At 71.3% G+C, this 25,307-nt stretch carries 21 protein-coding genes; 15 read left to right on the top strand and 6 right to left on the bottom strand.

The features are described 5' to 3' along the window. The first annotated feature begins 87 nt into the window (after positions 1–87). The 5 genes from DB32_RS47025 (at position 88) to DB32_RS23830 (ending at position 5,878) form a co-directional block, all read left to right on the top strand. Positions 88–843, top strand: coding sequence for an extensin family protein (locus tag DB32_RS47025; RefSeq protein WP_053234946.1), 756 nt, complete (start codon positions 88–90; stop codon positions 841–843). 203 nt (positions 844–1,046) lie between these two features. Further along, complete coding sequence (locus DB32_RS23845) at positions 1,047–2,102, top strand: ATP-binding cassette domain-containing protein (protein WP_053238930.1); 1,056 nt, start codon at positions 1,047–1,049, stop codon at positions 2,100–2,102. Next, positions 2,102–2,812, top strand: coding sequence for an ABC transporter permease (locus tag DB32_RS23840; RefSeq protein WP_053234945.1), 711 nt, complete (start codon positions 2,102–2,104; stop codon positions 2,810–2,812). The genes DB32_RS23845 and DB32_RS23840 overlap by 1 nt, the downstream gene beginning before the upstream one ends. Before the next feature lie 3 nt (positions 2,813–2,815). Continuing rightward, positions 2,816–4,588, top strand: a complete 1,773-nt coding sequence (locus DB32_RS23835) for a GldG family protein (RefSeq protein WP_053234944.1) — start codon at positions 2,816–2,818, stop codon at positions 4,586–4,588. 12 nt (positions 4,589–4,600) lie between these two features. Then, positions 4,601–5,878 carry a DUF4340 domain-containing protein gene (locus DB32_RS23830; RefSeq protein WP_053234943.1) on the top strand — a complete coding sequence of 426 codons (1,278 nt, stop codon included), beginning with the start codon at positions 4,601–4,603 and terminating at the stop codon, positions 5,876–5,878. Between the two features lie 73 nt (positions 5,879–5,951). On the opposite strand, the gene DB32_RS23825 is transcribed toward DB32_RS23830, so the two are convergent. Both DB32_RS23825 and DB32_RS23820 read right to left on the bottom strand, forming a co-directional pair. Then, positions 5,952–7,226, bottom strand: a complete 1,275-nt coding sequence (locus DB32_RS23825; RefSeq protein WP_053234942.1) for an FG-GAP-like repeat-containing protein — start codon at positions 7,224–7,226, stop codon at positions 5,952–5,954. Then, positions 7,226–8,071 (bottom strand): tetratricopeptide repeat protein, encoded by an 846-nt coding sequence (locus tag DB32_RS23820; protein ID WP_053234941.1) that lies wholly within the window; start codon positions 8,069–8,071, stop codon positions 7,226–7,228. Before DB32_RS23820 ends, DB32_RS23825 begins: the two co-directional genes overlap by 1 nt. Positions 8,072–8,249: 178 nt before the next feature. Between DB32_RS23820 and DB32_RS23815 the strand changes: the two genes are divergently transcribed. The 7 genes from DB32_RS23815 to DB32_RS23785 are packed head-to-tail and all read left to right on the top strand — an operon-like array spanning position 8,250 to position 16,260. Beyond that, positions 8,250–13,016, top strand: coding sequence for a beta strand repeat-containing protein (locus DB32_RS23815; protein ID WP_053234940.1), 4,767 nt, complete (start codon positions 8,250–8,252; stop codon positions 13,014–13,016). Positions 13,017–13,037: 21 nt separating this feature from the next. Then, positions 13,038–13,547 carry a phage tail protein gene (locus DB32_RS23810; RefSeq protein WP_053234939.1) on the top strand — a complete coding sequence of 170 codons (510 nt, stop codon included), beginning with the start codon at positions 13,038–13,040 and terminating at the stop codon, positions 13,545–13,547. 19 nt (positions 13,548–13,566) lie between these two features. Further along, complete coding sequence (locus tag DB32_RS23805) at positions 13,567–14,073, top strand: phage tail protein (protein WP_053234938.1); 507 nt, start codon at positions 13,567–13,569, stop codon at positions 14,071–14,073. Between the two features lie 13 nt (positions 14,074–14,086). Then, positions 14,087–14,617: a phage tail protein gene (locus DB32_RS23800; protein ID WP_053234937.1), complete on the top strand. Its 531-nt coding sequence runs from the start codon at positions 14,087–14,089 to the stop codon at positions 14,615–14,617. Beyond that, complete coding sequence (locus DB32_RS23795) at positions 14,614–15,129, top strand: GNAT family N-acetyltransferase (protein WP_205627076.1); 516 nt, start codon at positions 14,614–14,616, stop codon at positions 15,127–15,129. Before DB32_RS23800 ends, DB32_RS23795 begins: the two co-directional genes overlap by 4 nt. Continuing rightward, a complete protein-coding gene (locus DB32_RS23790; protein WP_053234936.1) occupies positions 15,126–15,428 on the top strand; it encodes a DUF6916 family protein in 303 nt (100 codons plus the stop codon). Before DB32_RS23795 ends, DB32_RS23790 begins: the two co-directional genes overlap by 4 nt. A gap of 13 nt (positions 15,429–15,441) precedes the next feature. After that, complete coding sequence (locus DB32_RS23785) at positions 15,442–16,260, top strand: NHL repeat-containing protein (protein ID WP_053234935.1); 819 nt, start codon at positions 15,442–15,444, stop codon at positions 16,258–16,260. Here DB32_RS23785 and DB32_RS23780 read toward each other — a convergent pair whose 3' ends face one another. Genes DB32_RS23780 through DB32_RS23765 form a run of 4 tightly spaced genes read right to left on the bottom strand, consistent with a single transcriptional unit; the run spans position 16,261 to position 20,168 of the window. After that, the gene (locus DB32_RS23780) at positions 16,261–17,196 is read right to left on the bottom strand and encodes a ribose-phosphate diphosphokinase (protein WP_053234934.1); all 936 of its coding nucleotides are present in this window, start codon (positions 17,194–17,196) and stop codon (positions 16,261–16,263) included. It lies immediately after the preceding gene. 21 nt (positions 17,197–17,217) lie between these two features. Beyond that, complete coding sequence (locus DB32_RS23775; protein ID WP_053234933.1) at positions 17,218–17,601, bottom strand: DUF423 domain-containing protein; 384 nt, start codon at positions 17,599–17,601, stop codon at positions 17,218–17,220. Positions 17,602–17,615: 14 nt separating this feature from the next. Further along, entirely contained in the window at positions 17,616–19,460 is a 1,845-nt protein-coding gene (locus DB32_RS23770) for an Ig-like domain-containing protein (RefSeq protein ID WP_157069330.1), read from the bottom strand. A gap of 54 nt (positions 19,461–19,514) precedes the next feature. After that, the gene (locus DB32_RS23765) at positions 19,515–20,168 is read right to left on the bottom strand and encodes a tetratricopeptide repeat protein (protein WP_053234931.1); all 654 of its coding nucleotides are present in this window, start codon (positions 20,166–20,168) and stop codon (positions 19,515–19,517) included. A 102-nt stretch (positions 20,169–20,270) separates the two neighbouring features. Between DB32_RS23765 and DB32_RS23760 the strand changes: the two genes are divergently transcribed. The 3 genes from DB32_RS23760 (at position 20,271) to DB32_RS23750 (ending at position 25,253) form a co-directional block, all read left to right on the top strand. Next, positions 20,271–21,923 (top strand): NAD(P)-binding protein, encoded by a 1,653-nt coding sequence (locus tag DB32_RS23760; protein ID WP_053234930.1) that lies wholly within the window; start codon positions 20,271–20,273, stop codon positions 21,921–21,923. A 183-nt stretch (positions 21,924–22,106) separates the two neighbouring features. Next, the gene (locus DB32_RS23755) at positions 22,107–24,233 is read left to right on the top strand and encodes a prolyl oligopeptidase family serine peptidase (RefSeq protein WP_075097993.1); all 2,127 of its coding nucleotides are present in this window, start codon (positions 22,107–22,109) and stop codon (positions 24,231–24,233) included. 114 nt (positions 24,234–24,347) lie between these two features. Beyond that, on the top strand, positions 24,348–25,253 hold the full coding sequence (locus DB32_RS23750) for a GGDEF domain-containing protein (RefSeq protein ID WP_075097603.1): 906 nt from the start codon (positions 24,348–24,350) through the stop codon (positions 25,251–25,253). Positions 25,254–25,307: the final 54 nt, after the last annotated feature.

The raw sequence follows: 25,307 nt of genomic DNA, 5'->3' as shown, positions 1-25,307 counted from the left end.
TTCCGTCGCGCTTCGATAAGCGGTTCGCGAAGCGCGCCGCCGTTTTCTTCGCCATCGTCGTTCGGCGATCCGACCATTCGCTCCGAGATGACGCGCCGTCTGACCGCCTCGCTGCTCGCGCTGCTCCTCCTGGCCGGCTGGGTGACCGACGACGTGCCGTTGCCGCGCGAGCTCGAGGCCGACGGCATCGACGAGGACTGCGGCACCGTGCTGCTGCCGCCGAGCGGCGCGCGCCGCGCCGCGGCGATCGCGGGACGGGGGCGCGCGATCGGAGCGCTGGATCGCTCGGCGTGCGAGTCGGCGCTGCGCGGGGCCGGCGTCGCGTTCGAGTCGGTCGCGGCGAGCGACGCGAGCGGGGTCGAGCATCCGATCCGTCTCGCGGGGCCGCTCGACGGAGTGCGCATCACGCCCGACGAGGGCGTGCACTCGGTGATCGACTGTCGCCTCGCGGTCGCGCTGCTCGCGTGGGCGCCCGACCTGCGCGCGCAGGGTGTCGCGCGGATCGAGCACGTGTCGATCTACCGACCCGGCGCGCGCGTCGGAGGGAGAGGTCGCGTGTCGGGCCACGCGCATGCGCTCGCGATCGACGCGCTCGCGTTCGTGCTCGAGGACGGGCGACGCCTGCCGGTGCTCGACGCGTGGCTCGATCGCGCGCGCGGCGTCGATCCCTGCACGAGCCACGAGGGCGACGACGACGGCACGGCGCGCATGCGCGCCGCGGTGTGCGCGGCGGTGCAGCACGATCTGTTTCAGGTCGTGCTCACCCCGCACCACGACGACGCGCACGCGAACCACGTCCACCTCGAGGTGAGACCCGGCGTCGACTGGAGCTTCGTGCACTGACGGGTCCGGGTCCGGAAAGCGACCCGGCCCTCGCCCCCGACCCGGAATAATCCCGCGGCCACCGCGTTCCCGCGCGCGCTCGGCTCGGGAATTGACACGTCAAGGGCAGCGGCTATCGTCCGCGCCCGCCGGAGCCCCCGGTTTCCCAGCGAGAACCCTGCGAGCCCCAGCCCACCCCAACGAGGCGGCAGAGCATGGACGTGATGATCGAGGCCCGGAACCTGACGAAGCGCTACGGGCCGCAGCGCGCGCTCGACAACGCGAGCTTCGAAGTGCGCAAGGGAGAGGTCCTCGGCTTCCTCGGCCCGAACGGCGCCGGGAAGTCGACGACGATGAAGATCCTGACGTGCTTCATCGCGCCGACCGAAGGCACGGCGTCGATCAACGGGCACGACATCTGGGAGGACCCGCTCGGTGTGCGCGCGTCCATCGGATACCTGCCCGAGAGCACGCCTCTCTACACCGAGATGCTCGTGCTCGAGTACCTCGAGTTCATGGCGCAGATGCGCGGCCTCAAGGGCGACGCGGCCCGCAAGCGCATCAAGAAGGCCGTCGAGCAGACGCACCTCGGCGACGTCATCGCCAAGGAGATCCGCCAGCTCTCGAAGGGCTACCGCCAGCGCGTCGGTATCGCGCAGTCGCTCGTGCACGAGCCGCCGATCCTGATCCTCGACGAGCCGATGTCGGGCCTCGACCCGAACCAGGCGCTCGAGATCCGCGATCTCATCCGCGAGATCGGCAAGGAGCGCACGGTCATCCTCAGCACGCACAACCTCGCGGAGGTGCAGGTCACCTGCCAGCGCGTGCTGATCATCGCGAAGGGCAAGATCGTCGCGGACGACACGCCCGCCGCGCTCACGAGCCGTGGCCGCAACCGCTACGTCGTCCACGTGGACAAGGCGAGCGCGAACGCGGCGAAGGGCTATCGCGACGCGGGTGACGTCATCGGCGCGTTCCGCTCGCTGCCGGGCGTCGAGACGGTGCGCGAGACGAAGACCGACGACACGAAGGCCACCGCGCTCGAGATCGTGTCGCGCACCTCCGAGGATCTGCGCGCCGAGCTGTTCCGCGCCGCGGTCGAGAAGGGCCTCGTGCTCCTCGAGCTGCGCACGCGCGGCGAGAACCTCGAGCAGGTCTTCCGCGACCTCACGCTCGGCGAGGACAGCGCGCTCGCTGCCGGCGACGAAGACGAAGACGACGAGGAGGAGGACGAGGACGAAGAGCCCTCGGACCGCGCCGAGTCGAAGGAGAACGCGTGATGCAGAACACGCTCACCATCGCGGGCCGTCAGTTCCGCGCGTATTTCAACGGGCCGGTCGCGTACATCGTGATCGCGCTCTCGCTGCTCATCGTCGGCTTCCTCTTCTGGGAGCCGTTCTTCCTGATGAACCGCGCGTCGGTGCGCGAGATGTTCCGGTTCATGAGCTGGATGCTCATCGTCGGAGCGCCCGCGATCACGATGGGCCTGCTCGCCGACGAGCGTCGCAGCGGCACGCTCGAGCTGCTCATCACGATGCCGGTGCGCGAGTCCGAGGTGATCCTCGGCAAGTTCCTCGGCGCGGTCGGGCTGCTCGCGGTGCTCCTGCTCTGCTCGCTGCCCTATCCGATCAGCGTCGCGCAGCTCGGCTCGCTCGACTGGGGTCAGGTCGCGACCGGCTACCTCGGGCTCTTCCTGCAGGGCTGCGCGATGATCGCGCTCGGCATCGCCGCGTCGAGCTTCACCGAGAACCAGCTCGTCGCGTTCTTCGTCGCGACGTTCGTGTTCCTCTTCATGACGGTGCTCGGCTTCTACCTGCCGCTCTGGTCGGGGAGCTTCGCGTCGTTCCTCGAATGGATCACGTTCGACTTCCACCGCGAGAGCATGGGCCGCGGCGTGATCGACACGCGCGACGTCATCTACTTCGTCTCCTTCGCGACCATCTTCTTGATGCTCGCGTTCCGGGCGCTCGAGAGCCGCCGCTGGAGCTGAGCCATGGCCAACGAGAACGAGACCAAGAAGGCTCCCGAGAAGAGCGAAGCCGCCAAGCGCACGCCGGCGCGCAGCCAGGCGAGCCGCCAGCGCGCCGAGTCGCTCGGCTTCCTCGCGATCGTCGCGGGCATCCTGATCGCGCTGAACCTGCTGGGGTTCCTCTCCTTCTTCGCGCGCGTCGACGCGACGCGCGATCGCGTGTTCACGCTGTCCGAGGGATCGCGCCGCGTCGCGCGCGAGCTCGACGACACGCTGACGATCACCGCGTACTTCACGCCGGATCTGCCGCCTCCGTTCAACGCGCAGGAGCGCTACGTCCGCGACATCCTCGCGGAGTACGAGGCCGCGTCGAACGGGCACGTGCAAGTGCGCGTGGTGCATCCGGACGACGAAGAGGAGCGCGAGGAGGCGGAGCGCGCGGGCGTGCGCCTCATGCAGCACCAGCGCCTCGAGTCGGACCGCGTCGCGGTCATGGAGGGCTACCGCGGCCTCGTGTTCGAGTACGTCGGTGACCGCCACGTCATCGCGTCGCTCCCGCAGGACACGACGGGCCTCGAGTACGCCATCACGATGGCGATCAAGCAGCTGACCGGCGAGGACATCGCGATCGGCGTGCTCTCGGGCCACGAGAGCCCGACGCCGACGAAGGGCCTCGCGACGCTGCAGCGAATGCTCCCGACGTACACGATCCGCGAGGTCGACGCGTCGCAGGAGATCGACCGCAACATCAAGGCGCTGCTGATCGTCGATCCGCAGAGCGAGCTCAGCGACGTCGAGCTCCGCCGCATCGATCAGTTCGTGATGCGCGGCGGCAGCCTCGGCGTGTTCGGCGGCTCGATGAAGGTCGCGACCGACGCGGGCCCCGACATCCAGGCGCAGCCGACGAACAGCGGGATCAACCGCCTGCTCGAGGCGTACGGCGTGCGCATGCAGGAGAACATCATCGCCGACGCGCGCTGCGGCACGGTCCCGCTGCGCACGCCGCTCGGCTTCGCGATCCCGGTGCCGTACCCGCCCGCGCCGACGGTGCCGATCACCGAGGAGCAGGCGAGCCACCCGGTGCTCTTCCGCCTCGACCAGGCGCAGCTCTTCTTCACGTCGGGGATCGAGACGCTCGATCGCTTCCGCGAGGCGGAGGGCACGACGCTGTTGCGCTCGAGCGAGGAGTCGTGGTCGCTCTCGGGCGACGACGTCAATCTCCGCATTCGCCAGCCGCGCGAGTGGGAGGTCTCGGGCTTCGACGGACCGCACACGCTCTCCGTCGCGGTCACCGCGACCCTCCCGAGCGCGTTCGCGGGCAGCGCGGGCGAGGGCGAGGCTGCCTCGATCGAGTCGCCGGAGCGCAGCGAGAGCGAGGTGCGTCTCTTCGTGATCGGCACCTCGACGATCCTCCGCGACGAGTTCTTGCCGCCGGCGGAGCGCGTCGAGGACGCGCAGCTCGCGGGCGCGATGGCGCTGCCGCTGAACGCGATCGACTGGCTCGCGCAGGACAGCGATCTGATCGCGGTGCGCGCGAAGTCGATCGAGGAGCCCGCGCTCGACGTTCCGCGCGGCGTGACCGAGGCGACCGAGGACGCGATGACGGCGTTCGAGGGGCAAGACGAGGCGGGCGCGCAGGACGCGCTCGAGCGTCGTCAGGCCGCGGTGCGCGCGTGGGATCAGCGCAAGAACCTCTTCAAGTGGGGCAACACGTTCGCGATCCCGCTCGCGGTCGCGGCGTTCGGTCTGATCCGCTGGCAGATGCGCCAGCGCAAGAAGGCCACCCTGAAGCTCTGAGGCGCAGACACGATGGACTGGCACAAGAACAGGCTGCCCATCGCGGGCCTTCTGCTGATCGCAGTCGGCGGTCTCGCGATCTGGGCGTGGGGCGTGCGCACCGGGGACACGCCGGTGCGCGAGACGCAGCAGGCGCGCGGGTTCCCGGATCTGTCGCGCGATCAGATCTCGGTGATCGAGATCACGCGGCCCGAGGCGGAGGGTCAGACGATCCGCCTCGAGCGCCGCGAAGAGCAGTGGTTCGTCACGCAGCCGATCGAGGTCATCGCGGATCAGAGCGCGGTCTCGACGGCGCTCGACAAGCTCGACGAGATGGAGGTCGCGGGCGTCGCGGCGTCGAACCCCGAGTTCCACGAGCGCCTCGAGGTCGATCCCGCGCACGGCGTGCGCGTGGTCGCGCGCGGCGCGGACGGGAACGCGCTCGCGGACCTCTGGATCGGCGCGTACCGCTCGGGCAACACGATGGTGCGGCTCGAGGGCGAGGAGCGCGTCGTCTCGGTGCGCGGCTCGATCAAGTTCGCGTTCAACAAGGAGCTGCGCGACTGGCGTGACCGCGCGATCCTGAACGTCGAGGCCGACGACGTGACCGAGGTCGCGTGGCGCGGGCCGAACGGCACGTTCCGCTTCGATCGCGCGCCCGCCGCGGCGCCCGCCGCGCCGGAGGGCGAGGGTGAGGCCCCCGCGCAGCCCACGCTCGGCGAGTGGCGGCAGGCGGAGATCTCGTACGTCCCGCCGGCGCCCGCGGCGCCCGAGACGCCGCCGGCCGGACGTCGTCCTCCGCCCGAGCCCGCCGCGCCGGCGCCGCTCACGGCGATCGAGGGCTTCCAGGCGAGCAAGGTGCGCAGCATGGTCGCGAGCCTCGCGCGCATGCGCGCGGCCGACTTCGCAGGGCCCGACGTGACGCCCGAGAGCGCGGGGCTCGGCCCCGATGCGGCGCGCGTGACGCTCACGACGCGCGGCGAGGGCGACGAGGGCCCGCAGACGTTCACCGTGATCCTCGGCAACGAGGCGAACGCGGAGCGGCACGACTTCTACGCGCAGCGCGAGGGCGAGCCGACGATCTACGTGATCAGCCGGTTCCTCGGCGAGCGCGTGAGCCCGACTGCGACGTCGTTCACGGAGAGCGCGCCCGCGACCCCGCCGGGCGAAGGCGAGGGCGCGCCCGGCGAGGGCATGCCGATGCCGATGCCGGGCGGTGAAGGTGGCGGCGCGCAGCTCCCGCCCGAGGTGATGGAGCAGATCCGTCGCCAGCTCGAGCAGCAGGGCCTCGGAGGCGGTGCCGGGCCCTGACCGGGCCACGTCATCGATCGCCCGACGAACGGCGCGCACGACGAGAGTCGGCGCGCCGTTCGCGTTTTCCTCGTCACGGGCACGCGCCGGGCACGACGCGCACTTCGTGTCCGCCGCTCGCTTCGCCGATCACGACGAGGTCCGGAAGCGCGTCTCCGTCGAGATCACCGATCACGACGTCGCGTCCTTCGCCGTCCAGCGCGACGCCCGGCCGTCCGATCAGCGCCCCGCCCGGCACGCGCGGATCGCCGAGCACGTAGGGGTACACCGCGGTGCCGACGATCACCGCGACGTCGACCTGCTCGTCGTCGTCGAGCGCGCCGATCGCGAGCGCATCGACGACGCCCGACGCATCGGCGCGCGGCGCGAGCGTGAACGTGTCTCCGTCGGCGAGGATCATCGTCACGCGGCTCGTCCCGATCGCGTTCATCGCGAGGTCGTCGTCGCCGTCGCCGTCGAGATCCCCGGACGCGATGTGGCTGCCCGCGCTCACCGGGACCGTCGCGACGCGCGTGGGCGCGCCCGCTTCCTGGACGCGATCGACCAGCACTGCGGCGCCGATCAGGCTGCTCGAGGCGAGCCCGGGCGTTCCGTCCGCGAGCGTCATCGACGCGATCTCGACGAGGGGCGGCGCGCTCGCGCTCTCGAGCTCGACGAGCGCGCCGCCCGCGAGCTCGAACGCGCGAACGGCGCCCGACGTGCCGCCGCCCGCGACGTGGATGCGCCGGCCCGAGAACGTCACGCCGAACGCGTTCCCTTCGAAGTCGAGCGTCTGCGCCGCGCCGAGCTTGCCGGCCGCGTCCGTCGTGTGCAGCGCGAGGGCGCCGCCGGTCCCGACCACCGCGGCGTCGAGGCGGCCGTCGTCGTCGGCGTCGCCGAGCGCGAGGTCGGCGGCGCCCGACGTCGACGCGACGGTGTCCGTCGCCCTGAGCGCGCGCGACCCGCACCCCGCGCCATCCGGCTCGGCGGAGAGCACGAGGACGGAGCCGTCCATCGTGAGCACCACGACGTCGAGGAAGCCGTCGCCCGTGATGTCCCCGAGCTCCACGTCGACGGGCGCGCTCGCGAGGCTCACGTCGCGCGGCGCGCCGAACGTCGCGCTCGCCGCGCACGTCGCCGTGCAGCGCACGCCGCCGTCGCTTCCGGCATCGTCGGTCGACGCGTCGGTCGAGGCATCGAGGCCCGCGTCCTCGCGCTGCATCGGCGCGTCGATCGGCATCGACGCATCGGCGATCCCGGAGTCCATCTCGTCGCCCGCGTCGGGGGTGCCGCGCAGCCGATCGAGATCGAGCGAGCAGCCCGTCGCGACCAGCGCGAGGACGCAGCCCAGCCAGAGCAGCTTGCGCATCAGAATCGCCCCTCCACCGCGACCGACGTCGGGCCTGCGCGCAGCGCGACGGCAGGCGCGCCCTCGTCGTCGTCGCCACCCATCGGGATCTCGAGCACGAGCACCACGACCGCCGCCGCCGCGAGCGCGAGCGACGACGCGAGGAGCACGTTCGTCACCGTGACCTGCGTGTCCACGCCGCTCGCGTCGATCTCGGCGTCGGTGCATGCGCCGCGCATCGCGAAGCACCCGGTCTCGAGACCTTCGTAGCGCGCGTTCGCGTCGACCCACGACCACACGGCCACGCCCCCGGTGATCAGCGCGAGCCCTCCGAGGATCGACGAGCCGATCGGCGCGAACGCGCGCTCCGGTGCGGGCTGCGGCGCGACCGGAGCGGGGTCGACCTCGGGCGCGATCGCGATCTCCGGCTCGGGCGCGGGCGCTTCGACCGTCGTCTCCGGCGCTGGCTCGCGCTGCGCGATCGCGCGGCGCAGGACCTCGACACGCGCCTCGACCTCGCGGGCGTTCGGCGCGTTCGGCACCGCGCGCAGGTAGGCCTCGAACGCGGCGAGCGCCTCCACGTCCTGGCGCATGCGGTCGTGCGCGCTCCCGATGTTGAAGAGCAACATCGAGCGCCCGCTCAGCTCGTACGAGCGCTGGAAGTACGACAGCGCGTCCGAGAAGCGTCCCGCCTCGAACGCCGTGCGACCGGCCGCGAAGAGCGCGCGTGCCTCCTCGTCGCGCGAGGTGTCCGCGGGTGGCTGGGCGTCCGCCGGAGGATCGATCGGCAGCGCTTCGTCGTCGTCCTGGGCACGGACGACGCTCGGCGCGACGAGCAGGGCGACGATCAACACGAGCGCACGCATCGGCGCGACGATAGCAGCCGCGCGCAACGGGGTGATCGCGGTGGCTCGAGGACGCTCGCGAGGTCGGTCGCGTCGACCCGCTTGACACGGCGGCCGCGTTCGCTGCTAATCGGCGGCTCGGATCCCGTTCAGGCGGACGATTCTGTCGCCGACGGATCCTGGAGCAAGCCTGGCCTCGATGCGGTCGACGTCGCGTTCCACGCCAATCCTGGTCCTCGCTGCGCTCGCCGCGCTGCCTCCGTTCGCCGCGGGGTGCGGCGGTGACGACGGCTCGATCGACGACGCCGGCGTCGTCGACGCGAGCGCTGCGGACGCGAGCGGCGCGGACGCGTCGCGACACGACGCGGCCAGCGTCCCCGACGACGGCGCGATCCCGGACGACGACGCCGGCGACCTCGACGCGCAGGTCGACACGACGCTCGCGGTCGACGACGCGTTCGAGATCGCGATCGGCGCGGCCCACACGGTCGACGCGCCCGGGGTGCTCGCGAACGACACGATCGCGGGCGCGACGATCACCGCGTTCGACGCCACCTCGCGCCTCGGCGGCGTCGTCGCGCTCTCCGCGGACGGCAGCTTCGTCTACACGCCGCCGTCGATCACCGACACGCCGCCGATCGACGACGACTTCACGTACACGCTGGGCACCACCGCCGCGACGGTCACGCTCACGCTCGTCGACGTGCCGGTCGCGACCGACGATCGCTACGGCACGCTGCCCGACACCGCGCTCACGATCGACGCGCCCGGTGTGCTCGCGAACGACGCGCCGAACGGCGCGCGCATCGACGCGTTCGACACCACCTCGACGCAAGGCGGCACGGTCGCGCTCGCGCCCGACGGTGGGCTCGTCTTCACGCCTGCGACTGGCTTCCAGGGCGACGACACGTTCACGTACCGGCTCGCGAACGTCGCGGGCATGGTGACCGCGACGGTCACGATCGACGTGAGCGCGCGTCCCACCGCCGTCGACGATCTCGCGTACGCCGTCGCGCGCGGCGCGACGCTCGTCGCCGACGGCACCACGCACCCGACGCTCCTCGCGAACGACGCGCTCGGTGCGCCGCTCGCGGTGATCACGTCGTTCGGCGCGCGCTCGCTCGGCGGCGACGTGACCGATCACGCCGCGGGCAGCACCGCGACGGTCGCGGGCAGCAGCGTCACGGTCGAGGCCGACGGAACGCTCACCTTCGCACCCGCGCCTGCGTTCGTCGGGCCGTTCGAGCTCGAGTACCAGCTCGCGAACGCGACGGGCACGTCGATCGGCGTCGTGCGCATCGACGTGCGCGACGCGCCGCTCGCGACCGACGACGCGTTCACCGTGCGCGCGGGCGAGACGCTCGAGATCCCGGCGAGCGACCCCACGTCGCTGCTCGCCGACGACGTCGGCGCGCCCGCGCCGGAGCTGGTCTCGTTCGGCGGCGGATCGCTCGGCGGCAGCGACACCGATCATGCCGCGGGCGCGACGGTCACCGTCGGCAGTGACGCGATCACGGTGCGCGCGGACGGGAGCCTCACGTTCGTCGCCGGCGCGAGCTCGGGCGGGGAGGTGACGTTCGACTACGTCATCGCGAACGCCGAGGGCGAGGATCGCGGCACGGTGCGCGTGACCGTCGAGCGCGCGCCCGCGATCACGAGCGGGTCGTCGCTCACGCTGCGCGCGGGCGACTCCTCGGGCCTTCCGTTCGCGTTCGTCGCGACCGGGCACCCGACGCCGTCGATCACGGTGGAGGGGACGCTGCCGAGCGGCGTGACGTTCGACACCGCGACGTCGTCGCTCGTCGGCGCGCCGAGCGCGACCTCGGGCGGCGCGTACTCGTTCACGGTCCGTGCCCGGAACGGCGTCGCGCCCGAGGCGACGCAGACGTTCTCGCTGACGGTCGAGCAGGCGCCCGTGATCACCGGTGCGGCGACTGCCACGTTCCGAGTCGGACAGGCGCAGTCCTATTCGTTCTCGATGTCCGGATATCCCGCGCCGACTGCGATGCTCTCGAATGTGCTCCCGATCGGCCTCGTGTTCGACGCGACCGCCCGGACGATCTCGGGCACGCCCGCCGAGGGCTCGGCCGGCACCTATCCCGTCTCGATCATCGCGAGCAACGGCGTGGGTCCCGACGTGGCGCTCGACGTCACGATCGACGTGCGCGAGTCGCCCGTGATCGGCTCGCCCGACGCGACGACGTTCACCGTCGGCACGCCGGGGTCGTTCGCGGTCGCCGTGATCGGCACGCCGAGGCCGACGGTCTCGATCGCGGGCGCGCTGCCCACCGGCGTCGTGTTCGATCCCGCGACGCGCACGCTCGGCGGCACGCCCGCGCCCGGCACCGGCGGGACCTACGCGCTCACGTTCACCGCGAGCAACGGAGTCGGCACCGTCGCCACGCAGTCGTTCACGCTGACGATCCGCGAAGCACCCGCGCTGAGCGGCGCGGCGACTGCGACGTTCACCGTCGGCACGAATGGCACGTATGCGTTCACGGGCGCGGGATATCCGATTCCCACGCTCGCGCTGACTGGCTCGCTTCCGAGCGGCCTCGCGCTGGACGCGGCGGCGCGCCGGATCCAGGGCACGCCCGCGGCGGGCACCGGAGGCACGTATCCGGTCACGGTCACCGCGACGAACGGCGTCGGCGCGGACGCGACGCTCTCGGTCACGGTCACGGTGCGACAGCCGCCGGCGATCACGTCGGCGAGCGCGACGACCTTCACGGTCGGCACCGCCGGCACGTTCACCGCCACCGCGACGGGCTTCCCCGCGCCCACGGTCGCGCTCGCCGGCACGCTGCCGACGGGAGTCGTCTACGACGCGGCGACGCGCACGCTGAGCGGCACGCCGGCGGCGGGCACCGGCGGCACGTACCCGCTGACGTTCACCGCGAGCGACGGTCTCGGCAACGTCGCGGCGCAGAGCTTCACGCTCACCGTGAACGAAGCGGCGTCGATCGCCGGCACGCCGCCGGGATCGCTCACCGTCGGCACCGCGTACTCGCACACGTTCACGGTCTCGGGCCACCCCGCGCCGACGCTCGCCGTCATCTCCGGCACGCTCCCGCCCGGGCTCGCGCTCGACTCGGCGACGCGCCGCATCTCGGGCACGCCGACCACGGCGGGCACCTACGCGAACGTCGTGGTGCGCGCGCAGAACGGCGTCGGCACCGCCGCGACGATCACGTTCTCGATGACGGTCGTCGCGCCGGTCTCGCCGCCGACGGTGACGAACGACGCGTACGGGGTGACCGGCAACGTGCCGATCGACGTGCCGCTCGCGGGCAGCGTGCTCGCGAACGACACGCTGAACGGCGCGACGATCACGGGCTACGGCCCGAGCTCGGTCGCGGCCTCGACCACCGCGGTCGGCGCGCCGCTCACGACGATGCTCGGCGGCCGTGTCGTGCTGCAGTCCGACGGAACGTTCGTGTACGAGCCGCCCGCGGGCGCGATCGCGAACGACGCGTTCGCGTACACGATCACCAACGCCGCGGCGTCGGTGGTCGCGACGGTCTCGCTCGGCATCCAGAACCGCGTGTGGTTCGTCGACGCGAGCGCGGCGGCGGGCGGCAGCGGGACGCGCGTGCGGCCGGTGCGCAACTTCGGCGAGCTCCCCGCGACGTCGAGCGGCGACGTCGTGCACGTCGCGGGCAGCGGTGCGGCGTACTCGGCGTACACGCTCGGCGCAGGCGTCCGCCTGCTGGGCCAGGGTATCGCCGTCACGACGGCGCACCTCGGGTTCGCGCCCGCGACCTACGCGCGCGCGTTCCCGGCGGTGTCGGCGGTCGCGCCGCGGATGGGCACGCTGACGCTCGGGACGAGCGTGTACGTGCGCGGCATCGACGTCGTGGTCTCGTCGTCGTCGCGCGGTCTCGTCGCGAGCGGCGCCAGTGGCGTCGACGTCGCGCTCGTGTCGGTGACCGCGAGCGGCGCGGAGGCGGTGCACCTCACGAACGTCGGCGGCACGATCGCGCTGCGCGCGGTGAGCGCGACCGGCGGACCGAACGGCATCGTCGTCACCAACAACACGGGCTCGTTCTCGATCGTCGGCGACGGGACCGGCGCGAACAACGGATCGGGCGGCACGATCCAGAGCACCACGTCCGACGGCGTGCTCCTCACCAACGCGCGCAACGTGACGCTCCGGTCGCTCGCGATCGCGAACGCTCCCACCGCCAGCGGCGTGCGCGGCGTGGTCGTCGACGGGATCACGCTCGAGGGCATGCGCGTGACCGGCACCGCGACCGCGCTCGACTTCGACGACGCGACCGTCGCGAGCCCGACGATGCTGAGCGGCGCGGTCGTCGTGCGAGGCTGCGAGCTGCGCAACGCGAGCACGAGCGCGCTCGCGATCGTGAACGCGGCCGGGACCATCTCGAGCCTCACGTTCGAGGGCAACACGGTCTCGAACGTCACGTTCACCGCGGTGCGCGTCGAGCTCCTCGGCACCGCGCGCGCCGACGACGTCGTCGTGCGCGCCAACACGATGACGACGGTCGGCACCGACCTCGGCGCGAACGGGCTCACGATCGCGCTCGGCGACGATCTCGATCCGGCGATCGAGATGCCGTATGCGCGCGTCGTGATCGAGAACAACTCGATCTCGGGCACGAGCGGCTACGCGGTGTGGCTGCGCTCGGTCGAGGTCGACGGCACGCTCGCGCTCGTGCTGCGCGACAACACGCTCACGATGCCGAGCAGCGGTGTCGCGGGCGTGCGTGTGCAATCGGGCACCGCCGCGAGCGGGCTCAGCACGGTGTGCGCGCAGATGTCGGGGAACCGCGGCGGCACCGGCTTCTCGCTGCGCCTCGAGGCGGGCGACCGCTTCGGGATCGTGGGGCTCGGCTCCACGACGCCGAGCAGCGTGGTGTCGTACGTCCAGTCGCAGAATCCGCTCGGCGGCACCGTCGCGCTCTCCGGCGCGACGTCGAATTTCACGTCCTGCGTGGCCCCCTGAGCACCGACGAGAGGGAGATCGATGGCCGAGCCGTTCCTGTCCGAGATTCGGATCATGGCGTTCGACTACGCACCTCGCGGATGGGCGCAGTGCAACGGGCAGATCCTCGCGATCAACCAGAACCAGGCGCTCTTTTCGCTGCTCGGCACGATGTACGGCGGTGACGGGCGCACCACGTTCGCGCTGCCCGATCTGCGCGGGCGCGTCCCGGTGCACGTCGGGCCCGGGTTCGTGCAGGGGCAGCGCGGCGGCGAAGCGGCGCACACGCTGACGAACCACGAGATCCCCGCGCACACGCACGCGCTCGTCGCGCGCAGCGAGGTCGCGACGGAGATCGTGCCGAGCGCCGGCGCGACCCTCGCGACGAGCCGCGGACAGCCCGCGTACTCGACGTCGACGAGCGCGCTCGTGCCGATGGCGCTGGGCGCCATCACGACCACGGGCAGCTCGCAGCCGCACGAGAATCGACAGCCCTATCGCGTGCTGACGTTCTGCATCGCGCTGCAGGGCATCTATCCGAGCCGCAGCTGAGTCGTCGGGAGGAGATGCGATGTCGGAACCGTACGTCGGTGAGATCCGGCTCTTCGCCGGCAACTTCGCGCCCGTGGGATGGGCGATCTGCGACGGCAGCCTCGTGTCGATCGCGGAGAACGAGCTCCTCTTCGTGGTGGTCGGCACGACCCACGGCGGCGACGGCGTGAGCACGTTCGCGCTGCCCGATCTCCGCGGGCGCGTGCCCGTGCACGTCGGCACCGGGCACGTGCTCGGCGAGGGCGGCGGAGCCGAGACGGTCACGCTGACGACGAGCCAGATCCCCGCGCACACGCACGCGCTGCACGCGAGCGACGCGAACGCGAGCACCACGAGCCCGACGAACGCGTTCCTCGCCGCGATGCCGAGCGCCGCGGTCACGGCGTACGGTGTCGACGCACCCCACGTGACGTCGTCCCCACAGGTCGGCGTCGTCGGTGGCTCGCAGCCGCACGACAACATGCAGCCGTACGTCGCGCTGAATTACATCATCGCGCTCTACGGCCTCTACCCCTCACGTCCCTGAGCGGAGCGAGACCATGGCAGATCCGTTCGTCGCCGAAGTGCGCATGTTCGGCCTCAATTTCGCGCCGCGCGGATGGGCGCTGTGCAACGGGCAGATCATGGCGATCGCCCAGAACACCGCGCTCTTCTCGCTGCTCGGCACGACGTACGGCGGCGACGGGCGCAGCACGTTCGGACTGCCGAACCTGCAGGGCGCCGCGGCCATGGGCGCGGGGCACGGGCCGGGGCTCACGCCGCGTCCCCTCGGCGCGGTGGGCGGCAGCGCGACCGTGACGCTCCTGACGACGGAGATTCCGGCGCACGGCCACGGCGTGTCGTTCTCTCGCGCGGAGAGCTACGAAGGCCATCCAGGCGCCGGTCAGCCCGCGATGACGCAGGGTGGGCTCGCGCTGTACGCGCCTCCCGGCGCATCGTCGCCGACGACCGCGATGAGCCCGCTGGCGCTGGGCGTGAGCGGTAGCTCGCAGCCGCACAACAACCTGATGCCGTACCTCGCGATCACGTTCTGCATCGCACTGCAGGGCGTCTTCCCGCCGCGTCCATGAGCGCCGAGCGCTACGTCGAGCTCGCGCTCGATCCGATGTCCCGCGTGACGCTCCGGCCGATGACGGACGCGGACCGTCCGTTCCTCGAGCGGCTCTACGCGTCGACGCGCGAGGAAGAGCTGCGCCCGGTGCCGTGGAGCGACGCCCAGAAGACGGCGTTCCTCGCGTCGCAGTACGCGCTCCAGCACGCGCACTATCAGCAGCACTACGACGGCGCGCGATTCGACGTCATCGAGGAGGACGGCGCGCCGATCGGGCGACTCTATCTCTCGCGCGGAGAGCGGGAGATCCGCATCGTCGACATCGCCCTGATCCCCTCGCACCGCGGCCGCGGCATCGGAGCGTCGCTGATCGAGCGCGTGATCGCGCGCGCCCGCAAAGAAGGCGCGAGCGTGACGATCCACGTCGAGCGCAACAACCCCGCGCTGCGGCTCTACGAGCGGCTCGGGTTCCGCGTCGAGGAGGATCGCGGCGTGTATCTCTTCCTCGCGCATTCGGCGGGGCGCGCATGAGCGAGCGGCTCGACGTGTCGCGATATCGCGCGCTCGAAGGGCGCGAGTTCACGCTCGCACCGACGTCGGACGACGAGCGCTGGACGCTCTCTCTCGTGCTCGAGTCGGTGCGCGATCTCGGTACGCGTGATGGACTGTCTTGTTATTCGCTCGTGTTCGCGCAGCGAGAGGGCCAGTCGTACGCGCCTCAGGGCACGCATCGACTGACGTGCTCCGAGCTGGGCGAGCAGGTGTTGCTCGTCGTCCCGATCGGGCCGGGGCCCGGCGCGCGCATGCGATACGAAGTGATCTTCAACTAGAGCAGGAGACGCCGTGATCCGCAGGACGTTCTTCCGAGCCGTGTGGTCGAGCGGCGCTGCGCCGCTCCTTCTCTCGTCGCTGGGATGCGCGGGCGAGCCTTCGGCGCGCGTCGTCGCGAGCGGGCCGGCGGGGCGCGTCGACGTGCTCGGGCGCGTGCTCGAGGTCGATCGCCACGCACGCCTCGTGCGCGTTCGCGACGATCGCGGTGGTGAGCTCGCGGTCTCCGCAGAGGGCACCTTCGTCGATCCCGTCGATGCGGTCGGGCTGGACGACGGCGCGATCGTGGTCGCCGACACGGTGCGCGGCATCGTCGAGCTCGATGCGGCGATGCACGAGCGGCGCGTCGTGCGCGCGGCAGGCGAGCGCGACGGGCTGCATCGCCCGGCCGCGCTGGTGGCCGACGGAGCGCGCGGCCTCTTGGTCGCCGACGGGTACGCCCACCGCGTGATCGGGCTCTCGCTCGCAGGCGCGGTGACCGCCTCGTACGGCGCACCACGCGGGCACGAGCGCCCGCTCAACGGGCCCGCGGATCTCGCCGTGGACGCGCTCGATCACCTCCACGTCGTCGACGGCGGGAACGCGCGCGTGCGCATCTTCGCGCGCAGCGGCGAGGTGATCGCCGACTACGACGCGGGCGGCGCGATGCGCGTGCCTCGATCGATCGCGATCACGCCGGAAGGCCGCGTCTACGTGGCGGACGCGGTCGCGTCGGCGGTGTTCGCGCTCGATCTCGAGGGCGGCCTGCTCGAGACGATCACGATGCGCGAGGTGCTCCCCGGCGCGGTGCACGCGTCGATCGACGGCGTCGCGATCGCGCCGCTCGCGATCTGATCACGACGCGTGCAGCAGGTCTGCGAGCGAGCGTCGCTCGTGGATGCGACGGATCGCGTCCGCGAGCAGCGGCGCGATGCTCGCGACGTGCTCGGGCAGTCCGCTCGCGTCGTGCGCGACGCTGTCGGTGAGCACGACGTGCGCGGGCGCGAGGCTCGTGAGGCGCTCGCGCGCGGGCCCGACGAGCAGTCCGTGCGTCGCGGCGACGATCGCGGGCGCGGTGCATCCGTGCGCGCGCAGGGCCTCGATCGACGCGACGATCGTGCTGCCCGTCGAGATCATGTCGTCGACGAGGATCGGCGTTCGTCCCGCGACCTCTCCGGTGATGCCGTGCGCCTCGACCTGGCGCCCGCTGATGCGCGTCTTGTGCACGACCGCGACCGGCCGGTGGAGCCTTCGCGCGAAGGCGTCGGCGCGCTTCGCGCCGCCGAGATCGGGCGCGACGATCACCGCGTCCTCGGGCGCGTGGGCCGCGAGCGCCGAGACGACGGTCGGGATCGCGCTGAGGTGATCGACGGGCATCGGCAGCAGGCCTTCGACGCCGGGGGTGTGCAGGTCGACGGTGATCGCGCGATCGAAGCGCGCGCATCCGATCAGATCGCCGACGAGGCGCGCGGCGAGCGGCTGGCCTTCTCCGGTGCGGCGATCCGCGCGCGCATAGCCGAAGTACGGCAGCACCGCGACGGTGCGCGCGGCGCCCGCGCGGCGCGCGGCGTCTCCGAGCAGCACGAGCTCGAGCAGCGAGTCGCCCACCGGCGGCGCCGTCGGCTGCACCACGAACACGTCGCATCCGCGGAGTGTCCCGCCGAGCTCGACGCGGATCTCGCCGTCGGGAAAGCGCTCCGCGATGCAGGGATGCCGCTCGACCCCGAGCGCGTTCGCGATCGCGCCACCGAGGCTGGGGTTCGCTGTGCCGACGACGAGAGCGAGGCTCATGGCGCGCAGCGTAGACCAGGATCACGGGCGCAGCGCGGCCCAGATCACGCACGCCCAGCCGGCCATCAGGAAGAGCCCGCCGAACGGGGTCACCGCGCCGAGCCACCGCACGCCGGTGATCGTCATCGTGTAGAGCGAGCCCGAGAACACCACGATGCCCGCCGCGAAGCAGAGCCCGGCCGCGCGCGCGCCGAGCCCCTCGCCGCGCGACGCGAGCCACGCGCAGAACGCGATCGCGAGCGCGTGGATCAGGTGATATCGCGCTGCGGTCTCCCACCACTCGAGCCGTCGCGCCGCGTCCTCGAGGCCTTCGAGCGAGCGGCGCAGCCCGTGCGCGCCGAACGCGCCGAGACCGACGCCGAGGAAGCCGAACACACCGGAGAGGATGACGAGGACGCGGTCCATCAGCGCGTTCTAGCTCAGGGCGTGTTCGCGTCGCCCCAGCCGACCTCGACGCCGGTCACTCCTTGCGCGGCCAGGATCGCGACCGGGTCGTAGACGAACGCGCTCGCGCCGAAGTTCGCGCGCTGATCGAACGCGGGCGGCGTGCTCCCGGTGGGGTTGCCGTAGAGCATCGGATGGAGCGGCACGGTGACCTCGTGCATCTCCAGCGTCGAGACGAGCGCGCCGCCGATGATCACGTAGACGATCGGGCTCGCACCGCGGTAGTCGACGGCGAAGCCGTACGTGGTGCTCGTCGTCGGCACGTCGTGCTGCCACACGAGCTCTCGCCACATCGCGCCCGTCGTGTTGATCGACATCGACCACGGCACGTCCTCGGAGTCGTAGGGATCGAGCACGCCCGTGGCGGTCACGAGCCCGAAGCCCATGTTCACCGGGCCGACCAGGCGCGTGACCTCGAAATACCAAAATTGCCCGTAGATCGGCTGATTCGCGCGGATCCCGTACTTGCCCGGACCGTGGAACGACACGGAGAGCCCATCGCTCGACAGCATCACCTGACTGCCTGCGATCGCGTCGGGCACGAGCCGCACCGGATTGGACTGCGGCAGCGTGCCAGTCACGGTGAGCGTCAGCGTGCGAGTCGTGGTCAGTCCCGCGGAGTCGGTGACGCTGAGGTCGATCGCGTGGCGTCCGAGCTCGACCGGGGTGTACGTCCAGGTCGCGCCGTCGTGCTCGGTCGCGGGGTGGTGCGTCGCGGCGCGATCGTGCCAGTGGATGGTCGTCGAGAGATCACCGTCCTCGAGATCGGTGGCGCTCGCGCTCAGCGTGATCGCGGCGCCCAGCGCGACCGTGGCAGCAGCGTCGACGTCGAGCTCGGGCGCCTCGGAGCGCGGGAGCCAGCGCTCGCGACCGAAGCCCATGACGAGCGCGCTCGCGACGTCGTCGAAGCTCGCGGCCGTGAGCGCGGCCTCGATCTGCGCGCGCGTGTAGAAGAACGGATGGTTCGTCGTGTCGTTGCCGAAGTTGAACGCGCCCATCGCCGGCACGTCGTGCCGCCAGCCGCCGTAGATCGCGTGCACGGGCTCGTCGACCACCGCGAGCGCACAGCTGCGACGCACCTCGAGCGTGCCGAAGACGTCGAGCACGACGTGCAGGATCGGATTCGCTGCTCGGTAGTCGACGACGAAGCCGTAGACCTCGTTTTCGCTCGGGAACCACACCGGACCGGTGCAGGTCCCGCGGCCCTCGGCCTGGATCTGCCCTGCGGTCGCGATGCCTGCGCTCAGGCCGTTCGCGCCCGGGATCGCGTCGAGCGGCGCGCTCGCGGACGCGATGCCGAAGCCCCACGCGCCGGTGCGCGCGATCAGGCGCTTCGCTTCGAAGTAGAAGACGCCCGAGCGCGGTGCGATCGCGGCGTCCGAACGAACGCCGCCGTACATGCCGCCACGCTGCTCGAACCGGAGCCGATCCGCGAGCAGCACGATCCCCGCGTCGTGGCCGGTGGTGAGATCGGTCTCCGAGAGCAGCACGGGCGGCATGCCGGGCGCGGTCGCGCAGACGTCGTTCTCGCAGAACGCCGAGAGGCACTGGGCGTGCGCGTCGCACGCGGCGCCGAGCTCGCGCAGCCCGCACGGACCGCCCTCGCAACCACCGTCGAACGGCGCGTCGAGCGGCGCATTCGCGTCGACCGGCGTGGTCGCGTCGACCGCGGCATCGTCGGGCGGATCCTGCATCGCGTCGCGCATCGACGCGTCGGGGTCGTCGCGGTCGGGCCCTGGGCACCCGGAGATCGTCGCGACCGAAGCCAGCACCAGGAGCACGCGCGAGGCGTCAGCCCGCGACCACCAAGTGAAGGACATGCGCGGGAAGCGTGACGCGAACTCGCGCGCAGAGCGAGCGCACGTCGCGCGTGGTCAGGGCTCGCACGCGTCGGCATACCCGGTGGCGCACGCGCGCTCGTACAGCGCGCTGGCGGCCTCCGGGTCGCGCTCCTCGATCGCCGTCGCGAGCACGACGCACGGGAAGTGACCGAGCTCGCGGCACGCGCGATCGAGCACGGCGAGCCCCCGCTGCGCGTCCGCCGCGATGCCTCGGCCGTAGACGAGCGCCATGCCCCACATGCCGCAGCCCCACGGCTCTCGACCCGCGCACGTCCGCTCGAACACACGCGTCGCGCACACGAGCTCGCCGGGCGTCGCGTCGGTCGTTCCGAACCCCGCGCCCCAGTTCGTGCAGCCGTTCAGGCTCCCGAGACGACACGCCCGCTCGTACCAGCGTCGCGTGCGGAGCGCGTCGTGCCCCGCGGCTTCGATCGCGTATGCGTGCGCCAGGCACGCATCGGCATCCCCTGCTTCGCACGCGCCGACACACGCCGGTCCGCCGAAGCCGCACTCGTGATCGCGCCAAACGAAGCTCTGAGGCGCTGGTGCGACCGGGAGCGCGTCGGCGAGACACGCCTGCGCCGAGAGCGACGAGGCGTTGCGCGCCGGCGCGCCCTGACGCGACGGCGCGCTCGCGCACGCCGACAGACACACGAAGACGACGAGAGAGCCCAGACGGATCTGCATGGCGCGCGACCTTAGCACCGCGATTCGTTGCGCAGAGCACACATCGCGGGCGAGCATCCTCGCGCACCGAGGCAGTCGATCGGGCCCAGCAGGAGGGAGCTGATGGCGAAGAAGAGAGTCGCGGTGATCGGTGGAGGCGCGTCCGGGTGCGCGCTCGTGTGGTCGCTCTTGCAGCCGCAGTGCGACGATCAGGTGGAGGTCACGCTCTTCCACGACGAAGACGAGGTCGGCGGGCACAGCAAGACGATCCCGGTGTGGTTCGACGACGCCGGGAAGGGCCACGTCGCGACCGCGTCGAGCCCCGCGCCCGCGGGCAAGCAGACGTACCCCGTCGACATCGGCGTGCAGTTCGTCTGTCCGACGCTCTATCCGAACCTCTATCAGCAGCTCGAGCGACCCGAGTTCCAGAACAGCGTCCGACTGACCAACCACCCGGCGCTGCGCATCTCGGGCTCGTTCTCGCCGACGCTCAATTGGGGCAATTTCCCAGCGTACCAGTCGGGCCCACGGTTCGACGGCTGTTACGACGGGGCGACGCGCGAGCTCGCGGTCGAGTTCCAGAAGGACCTCAAGTACGCGCCGTTCACGCCGCTCGACGGAATCACGTTCTCGACGACGATGGAGCGATATCTCCAGCTCGAGGGCGTGCCCTGGTCGTCTAATTTCTTTCGATATCTACTGATTCCCTATCTCTGCATCATCAACGGGTACGGGACTGGCGATCTCCTCGAGACGACGTTCGAGGATCTCTTCCCGATCTTCACGAAGATCCCCGGGCTGCAGAAGCTCGGCCCGTATGGCTCGTTCACCGAGCCGGGCAAGGGCTGGGATCGATTCACCGACGGATCGACCTCGTGGTGCCTCGCGATGGCGAACTACGGCACGACGAAGGGCGCATCGCTGAAGCTCGGCACGACGGTGCTCGCGGTGTGGCCGCGCGCAGACGGCACGGTGCGGATCCGCTTCGCGCCGACCGAGGACGTCGAGCGCAACCGAGTCGATCCCACGCACCCGGTGCCGGTGGACGAAGCGGAGTTCGACGACGTCGTCCTCACCACCGACATGACGACCAACCGGGCGCTGCTGAACAACGCGGACAACGGGCTGTATGCGACGCAGCGCGACTACATCGCGGGCGACCGTTTCGCGCTGATCCCGGGGATTTGTTACATCCACCAGGACGACGAGTGCCTCTCTCCGCACCTGCGCGACAAGCTCGAAGATGGTCAGTTCGTCGGCGCGTACTCGTGGGGTGAGACTGCGCTGGGCGGCAATGCGTACAGCCTGCCGTACAACCTCCAGACGTCCTTCCAGACCTACCTGATGAAGAACATCCTCGGCACGCCGGTCGACTGCCACGTGTCGATGTATGCCGAGCACTCGGGCGCGCGGCTGCCCGATCCCGCGAAGACGATCCACGTGAAGACGTGGCGACACGGGCGCTGGGTCGCGAGCTTCTTCGACAAGGCGAAGAAGGAGCTCCACCGCGTGCAGGGCCTCGGCCACATCTGGTTCGCGGGGAACAACACGACCGTCGACTCCGAAGAAGGCGCGCTGATCTCGGCGATGGTAATCGCGAACAAGCTCTGTCCGCAGTTCACCTATCCGTTCGAGCTCGCGAGCGAAGCGTTCTTCTTCTACGAGTACTTCCAGAACACGATGTTCCCGAAGCGCTCGTTGCCCTGGGTGCTCGCCCAGGCCGCGGCGGACGCGGAGGAGCACGTCCGACACCTCCTCGACGGAACCGGGCCGTGATCGCTTGAATTCGCAACGCGACAATGCGACGAACGCCGCATGTCGCGTTGCCCGTCTCGATCGATTCGTGTCACGAGCGTCGCCGTCGCCCTCGGCGCCTTCACGGCGTGCGGGGGCGGCGAGTCGATGTCCATGAGCACACCCGCGCCGGCGCCGAGCGCGGGAGAAGAGAGCCGTCCCGCGATGAGCTGGCTGCAGGATCTCAACGCGCGGGCGCGCGCAGCGGGCGAGACCACCGACACGCTCCACGGCGTCGCGATCCAGGATCCGTATCGAGCGCTGGAGTCGGACTCCGACATCACGCGCGAGTGGATCGAGCGTCAGACGGCGCGCTCGCGCGAGGCGCTCGCGTCTTGGTCGCGCGCCGACATGGCGGAGCGCATCCGCGAGGTGCTCGCGATCGGGACGATCTCGGGCGGCGCGATCGCCGGCGATGTCGCGATCTACGCGCGGCGCGACGCGGATCGCGAGCAGCCTGCGCTCTTCGTGCAGTCGCTCTCGCGCACCGGCGCGCCGGTCGGGCAGGCGCGCATCCTCGTCGATCCGCAGACGTACGGAGAGCGCGCGGCGCTCGATTGGTACTACCTCTCGCCGAACGGTCGTCATCTCGCGTTCGGCATCTCGGAGAACGGCGACGAGCGCAGCACGCTGCGCGTCGTCGAGGTCGCGACGGGCACGGTGCAGCCCGACGTCATCGCGCACGCGAAGTGGTCGACCGTCGCGTGGCTGCACTCCGAGGACGGCTTCTATTACCGTCGATATCCGCGTGAGGGCGAGCCCGACTACGACGCAGCGCAGCCCGACAGCTATCACCCGCGCCTGTTCTTCCATCGTCTCGGCGACGACCCGGCGAACGACGTGCTCGTCTATTCGCCGCCGAACGGCACGGACTTCCCGGACGCGACCGTGAGCGACGACGACCGCTGGGTCGTGATCGGCAATTTCCGCGGATGGTCGCAGTCGGACGTGTATCTGCTCGATCGCGGCGCGCAGCGTGCCAATCGAGTCGTCCGTCCCGACGAGGCGCACGCGCTCGTGACGGTGATCGCGGGGGAGGATCACCTCACGTCGGGGCGCGTGCACGGCGGGCGGCTCTACCTGACGACGAACGTGGACGCGCCGCGTTACCGCATCGTGGTGGCCGATCCGGCGCGCGCGACGGATCGCGCGGCGTGGAGCGACGTGATCCCGCAGGGCGACAGCGCGATCGAGAGCTGGACGATCGCCGGCGATCGCATCGCGGTGCACGTGATCGACGACGTGCGCTCGCGGGTGCGCGTGTTCCGCCTCGATGGTCGCGCCGATGGCGAGATCGAGCTGCCGGGGCGCGGTGAGGTGGGGAGCCTCGACGGCGATCCGCGGACCGGACGTCTCGTGCTCGGGTTCTCGAGCTTCGTGCATGCGCCAGCGATGCACCTCTGGAACGCGCGTGGTCGTCAGCTCACGCAGCTCGCGGCGGTCGACGTGCCGGTCGATCTCTCGGAGCTCGAGCTCACGCAGGAGCGCGTGCCCTCGCGCGACGGCACGCCGATCAACGTGCACCTGCTGCACCGTCGTGGGCTCGAGCGCAACGGTGAGAGCCCCGTGCTGCTCAACGGCTATGGCGGGTTCAACGTGTCGCTGCTGCCCGGCTTCCAGCGCAGCCCGCTCTACTGGGCCTCGCGCGGCGGCGTGTTCGCGGTCGCGAACCTGCGGGGTGGCGGCGAGTTCGGCGAGGACTGGCACCGTGCCGGCAACCTCGCGAACAAAGAGCGCGTCTTCGAGGACATGGAGTCGGTGATCCGCTGGCTCTCGAGCTCGGGGATCTCGCGCCCCGATCGCATCGCGATCACCGGCGGATCGAACGGCGGACTGCTGATGGGCGCGATGATCACGCGCGCGCCCGACGCGTTCGCGGCGGCGGCGTCGTACGTCGGTCTGTACGACATGGTCCGCTACCACCGCTTCCCGCCGGCCGAGCTCTGGATCAGCGAGTACGGCTCGAGCGACGACGCGACGCAGCTCCAGTGGCTGGTGGCGTACTCGCCGTACCACCGCGTGCGCGAGGGCGTGCGACTGCCCGCGATCCTGATCGAGACCGCGGATCACGACACGCGCGTCCACTGGGGCCACTCGACGAAGTTCGCGGCGCGCCTGCAGGAGTCGACCGGCGAGGCGGATCCGCGCGTGTGGTTCTACCGAGAGCAGCTCGTGGGGCACGGGGCGGGCACGCGCCTGTCGGATCTCGTGAGCCGGTACACGCGCCTCTACGCCTTCGTGGAGCACGCGCTCGGGCTCACGACTGCCGCCGCGAGCGCGCCGACGGAGTGAGGTCGCGCGGCTCGCGGGACGGTGCGCGGACGTGGTGCGTACCGTCACGCCTCGCCGCGGCTCGAACGAGCGTCTTCTCGACCGCGGGTCATCCGCTGTACGCTCGGCGCGTCAGTGGCTCGCGAGGACGACGAGACCGGCGAGGTGACGATCATCGGGCAGCGCGCGCTCGTGAGCGAGGCGACGCTGCAGCGCGACCGCGCGTACCTCGTGGTGATCGCGGGCGCGAACGTCGGCGAGATGTACCCGGTCGGCGGCGGGCTCGTGATCGGGCGCGGCGCCGACGCGGACATCCGCGTGATGGACGACGAGATCTCGCGTCGGCACGCGCGCATCGCGGTGCTCGGCAAGGACATCCTCGTCGAGGATCTCGGCTCGAAGAACGGCACGTTCCTCAACGGCACCGCGGTGCGCCGCAAGGCGCTGCAGGACGGCGACAAGATCCAGGTCGGCGCGACGACGGTGCTGCGCTTCTCGGTGCACGACCGCCTGGAGGAGAGCTTCCAGCGGCACATGTACGAGTCCGCGCTCCGCGATCCGCTGACGCGCGCGTACAACCGGAAGTACCTGCTCGATCGCCTGCAGAGCGAGCTCGCGTACGCGCAGCGCCACGCCTCGCCGCTCTCGCTGCTGCTCTTCGACGTCGACCACTTCAAGCGGATCAACGACACGTACGGACATCCTGCGGGCGACGCGGTGCTCGTGGGCCTCTCGCGCCACGTGCTGCGGATCATCCGCACCGAGGACGTGTTCTCGCGCTACGGCGGCGAGGAGTTCGGGATCCTCTCTCGCGGGATCCCACTCGACGGTGCGTCGCGCTTCGCGGAGCGATTGCGCACGGCGATCGAGGGCTATCCGATCATGCACGACGGCGTGCGCATCACCGTGACGGTCAGCGTCGGTGTGACCGCGGTGCCGCAGGCGAAGGTCGAGGATCCGAGCGAGCTCGTCGTGCTCGCGGATCGCGCGCTCTACCAGGCGAAGCACCAGGGCCGGAACCGGGTCTGCGTCGTGATCTGATCCTCGATGCGCGGACGCGCGCGCGGGGTCATGCTCGCGCGCCGTTCCTCGGGG

It is taken from the genome of Sandaracinus amylolyticus, from assembly GCF_000737325.1.
Lineage (GTDB): Bacteria > Myxococcota_A > Polyangia > Polyangiales > Sandaracinaceae > Sandaracinus > Sandaracinus amylolyticus.
The sequence above is the reverse complement of the archived record's forward strand: the minus strand, read 5'-3'. Positions and strand labels throughout refer to the sequence as shown.

Excerpts from the sequence above, each read along its gene's own strand:
- DB32_RS47025 (WP_053234946.1), top strand. The coding sequence starts at position 88 with ATGACGCGCCGTCTGACCGCCTCGCTGCTCGCGCTGCTCCTCCTGGCC.
- DB32_RS23815 (WP_053234940.1), top strand. The coding sequence starts at position 8,250 with ATGCGGTCGACGTCGCGTTCCACGCCAATCCTGGTCCTCGCTGCGCTC.
- DB32_RS23805 (WP_053234938.1), top strand. The coding sequence starts at position 13,567 with ATGTCGGAACCGTACGTCGGTGAGATCCGGCTCTTCGCCGGCAACTTC.
- DB32_RS23820 (WP_053234941.1), bottom strand. The coding sequence starts at position 8,071 with ATGCGTGCGCTCGTGTTGATCGTCGCCCTGCTCGTCGCGCCGAGCGTC.
- DB32_RS23755 (WP_075097993.1), top strand. The coding sequence starts at position 22,107 with ATGAGCTGGCTGCAGGATCTCAACGCGCGGGCGCGCGCAGCGGGCGAG.
- DB32_RS23760 (WP_053234930.1), top strand. The coding sequence starts at position 20,271 with ATGGCGAAGAAGAGAGTCGCGGTGATCGGTGGAGGCGCGTCCGGGTGC.
- DB32_RS23810 (WP_053234939.1), top strand. The coding sequence starts at position 13,038 with ATGGCCGAGCCGTTCCTGTCCGAGATTCGGATCATGGCGTTCGACTAC.
- DB32_RS23765 (WP_053234931.1), bottom strand. The coding sequence starts at position 20,168 with ATGCAGATCCGTCTGGGCTCTCTCGTCGTCTTCGTGTGTCTGTCGGCG.
- DB32_RS23795 (WP_205627076.1), top strand. The coding sequence starts at position 14,614 with ATGAGCGCCGAGCGCTACGTCGAGCTCGCGCTCGATCCGATGTCCCGC.
- DB32_RS23770 (WP_157069330.1), bottom strand. The coding sequence starts at position 19,460 with ATGTCCTTCACTTGGTGGTCGCGGGCTGACGCCTCGCGCGTGCTCCTG.
- DB32_RS23845 (WP_053238930.1), top strand. The coding sequence starts at position 1,047 with ATGATCGAGGCCCGGAACCTGACGAAGCGCTACGGGCCGCAGCGCGCG.
- DB32_RS23775 (WP_053234933.1), bottom strand. The coding sequence starts at position 17,601 with ATGGACCGCGTCCTCGTCATCCTCTCCGGTGTGTTCGGCTTCCTCGGC.
- DB32_RS23825 (WP_053234942.1), bottom strand. The coding sequence starts at position 7,226 with ATGCGCAAGCTGCTCTGGCTGGGCTGCGTCCTCGCGCTGGTCGCGACG.
- DB32_RS23840 (WP_053234945.1), top strand. The coding sequence starts at position 2,102 with ATGCAGAACACGCTCACCATCGCGGGCCGTCAGTTCCGCGCGTATTTC.
- DB32_RS23800 (WP_053234937.1), top strand. The coding sequence starts at position 14,087 with ATGGCAGATCCGTTCGTCGCCGAAGTGCGCATGTTCGGCCTCAATTTC.
- DB32_RS23790 (WP_053234936.1), top strand. The coding sequence starts at position 15,126 with ATGAGCGAGCGGCTCGACGTGTCGCGATATCGCGCGCTCGAAGGGCGC.
- DB32_RS23830 (WP_053234943.1), top strand. The coding sequence starts at position 4,601 with ATGGACTGGCACAAGAACAGGCTGCCCATCGCGGGCCTTCTGCTGATC.
- DB32_RS23780 (WP_053234934.1), bottom strand. The coding sequence starts at position 17,196 with ATGAGCCTCGCTCTCGTCGTCGGCACAGCGAACCCCAGCCTCGGTGGC.
- DB32_RS23835 (WP_053234944.1), top strand. The coding sequence starts at position 2,816 with ATGGCCAACGAGAACGAGACCAAGAAGGCTCCCGAGAAGAGCGAAGCC.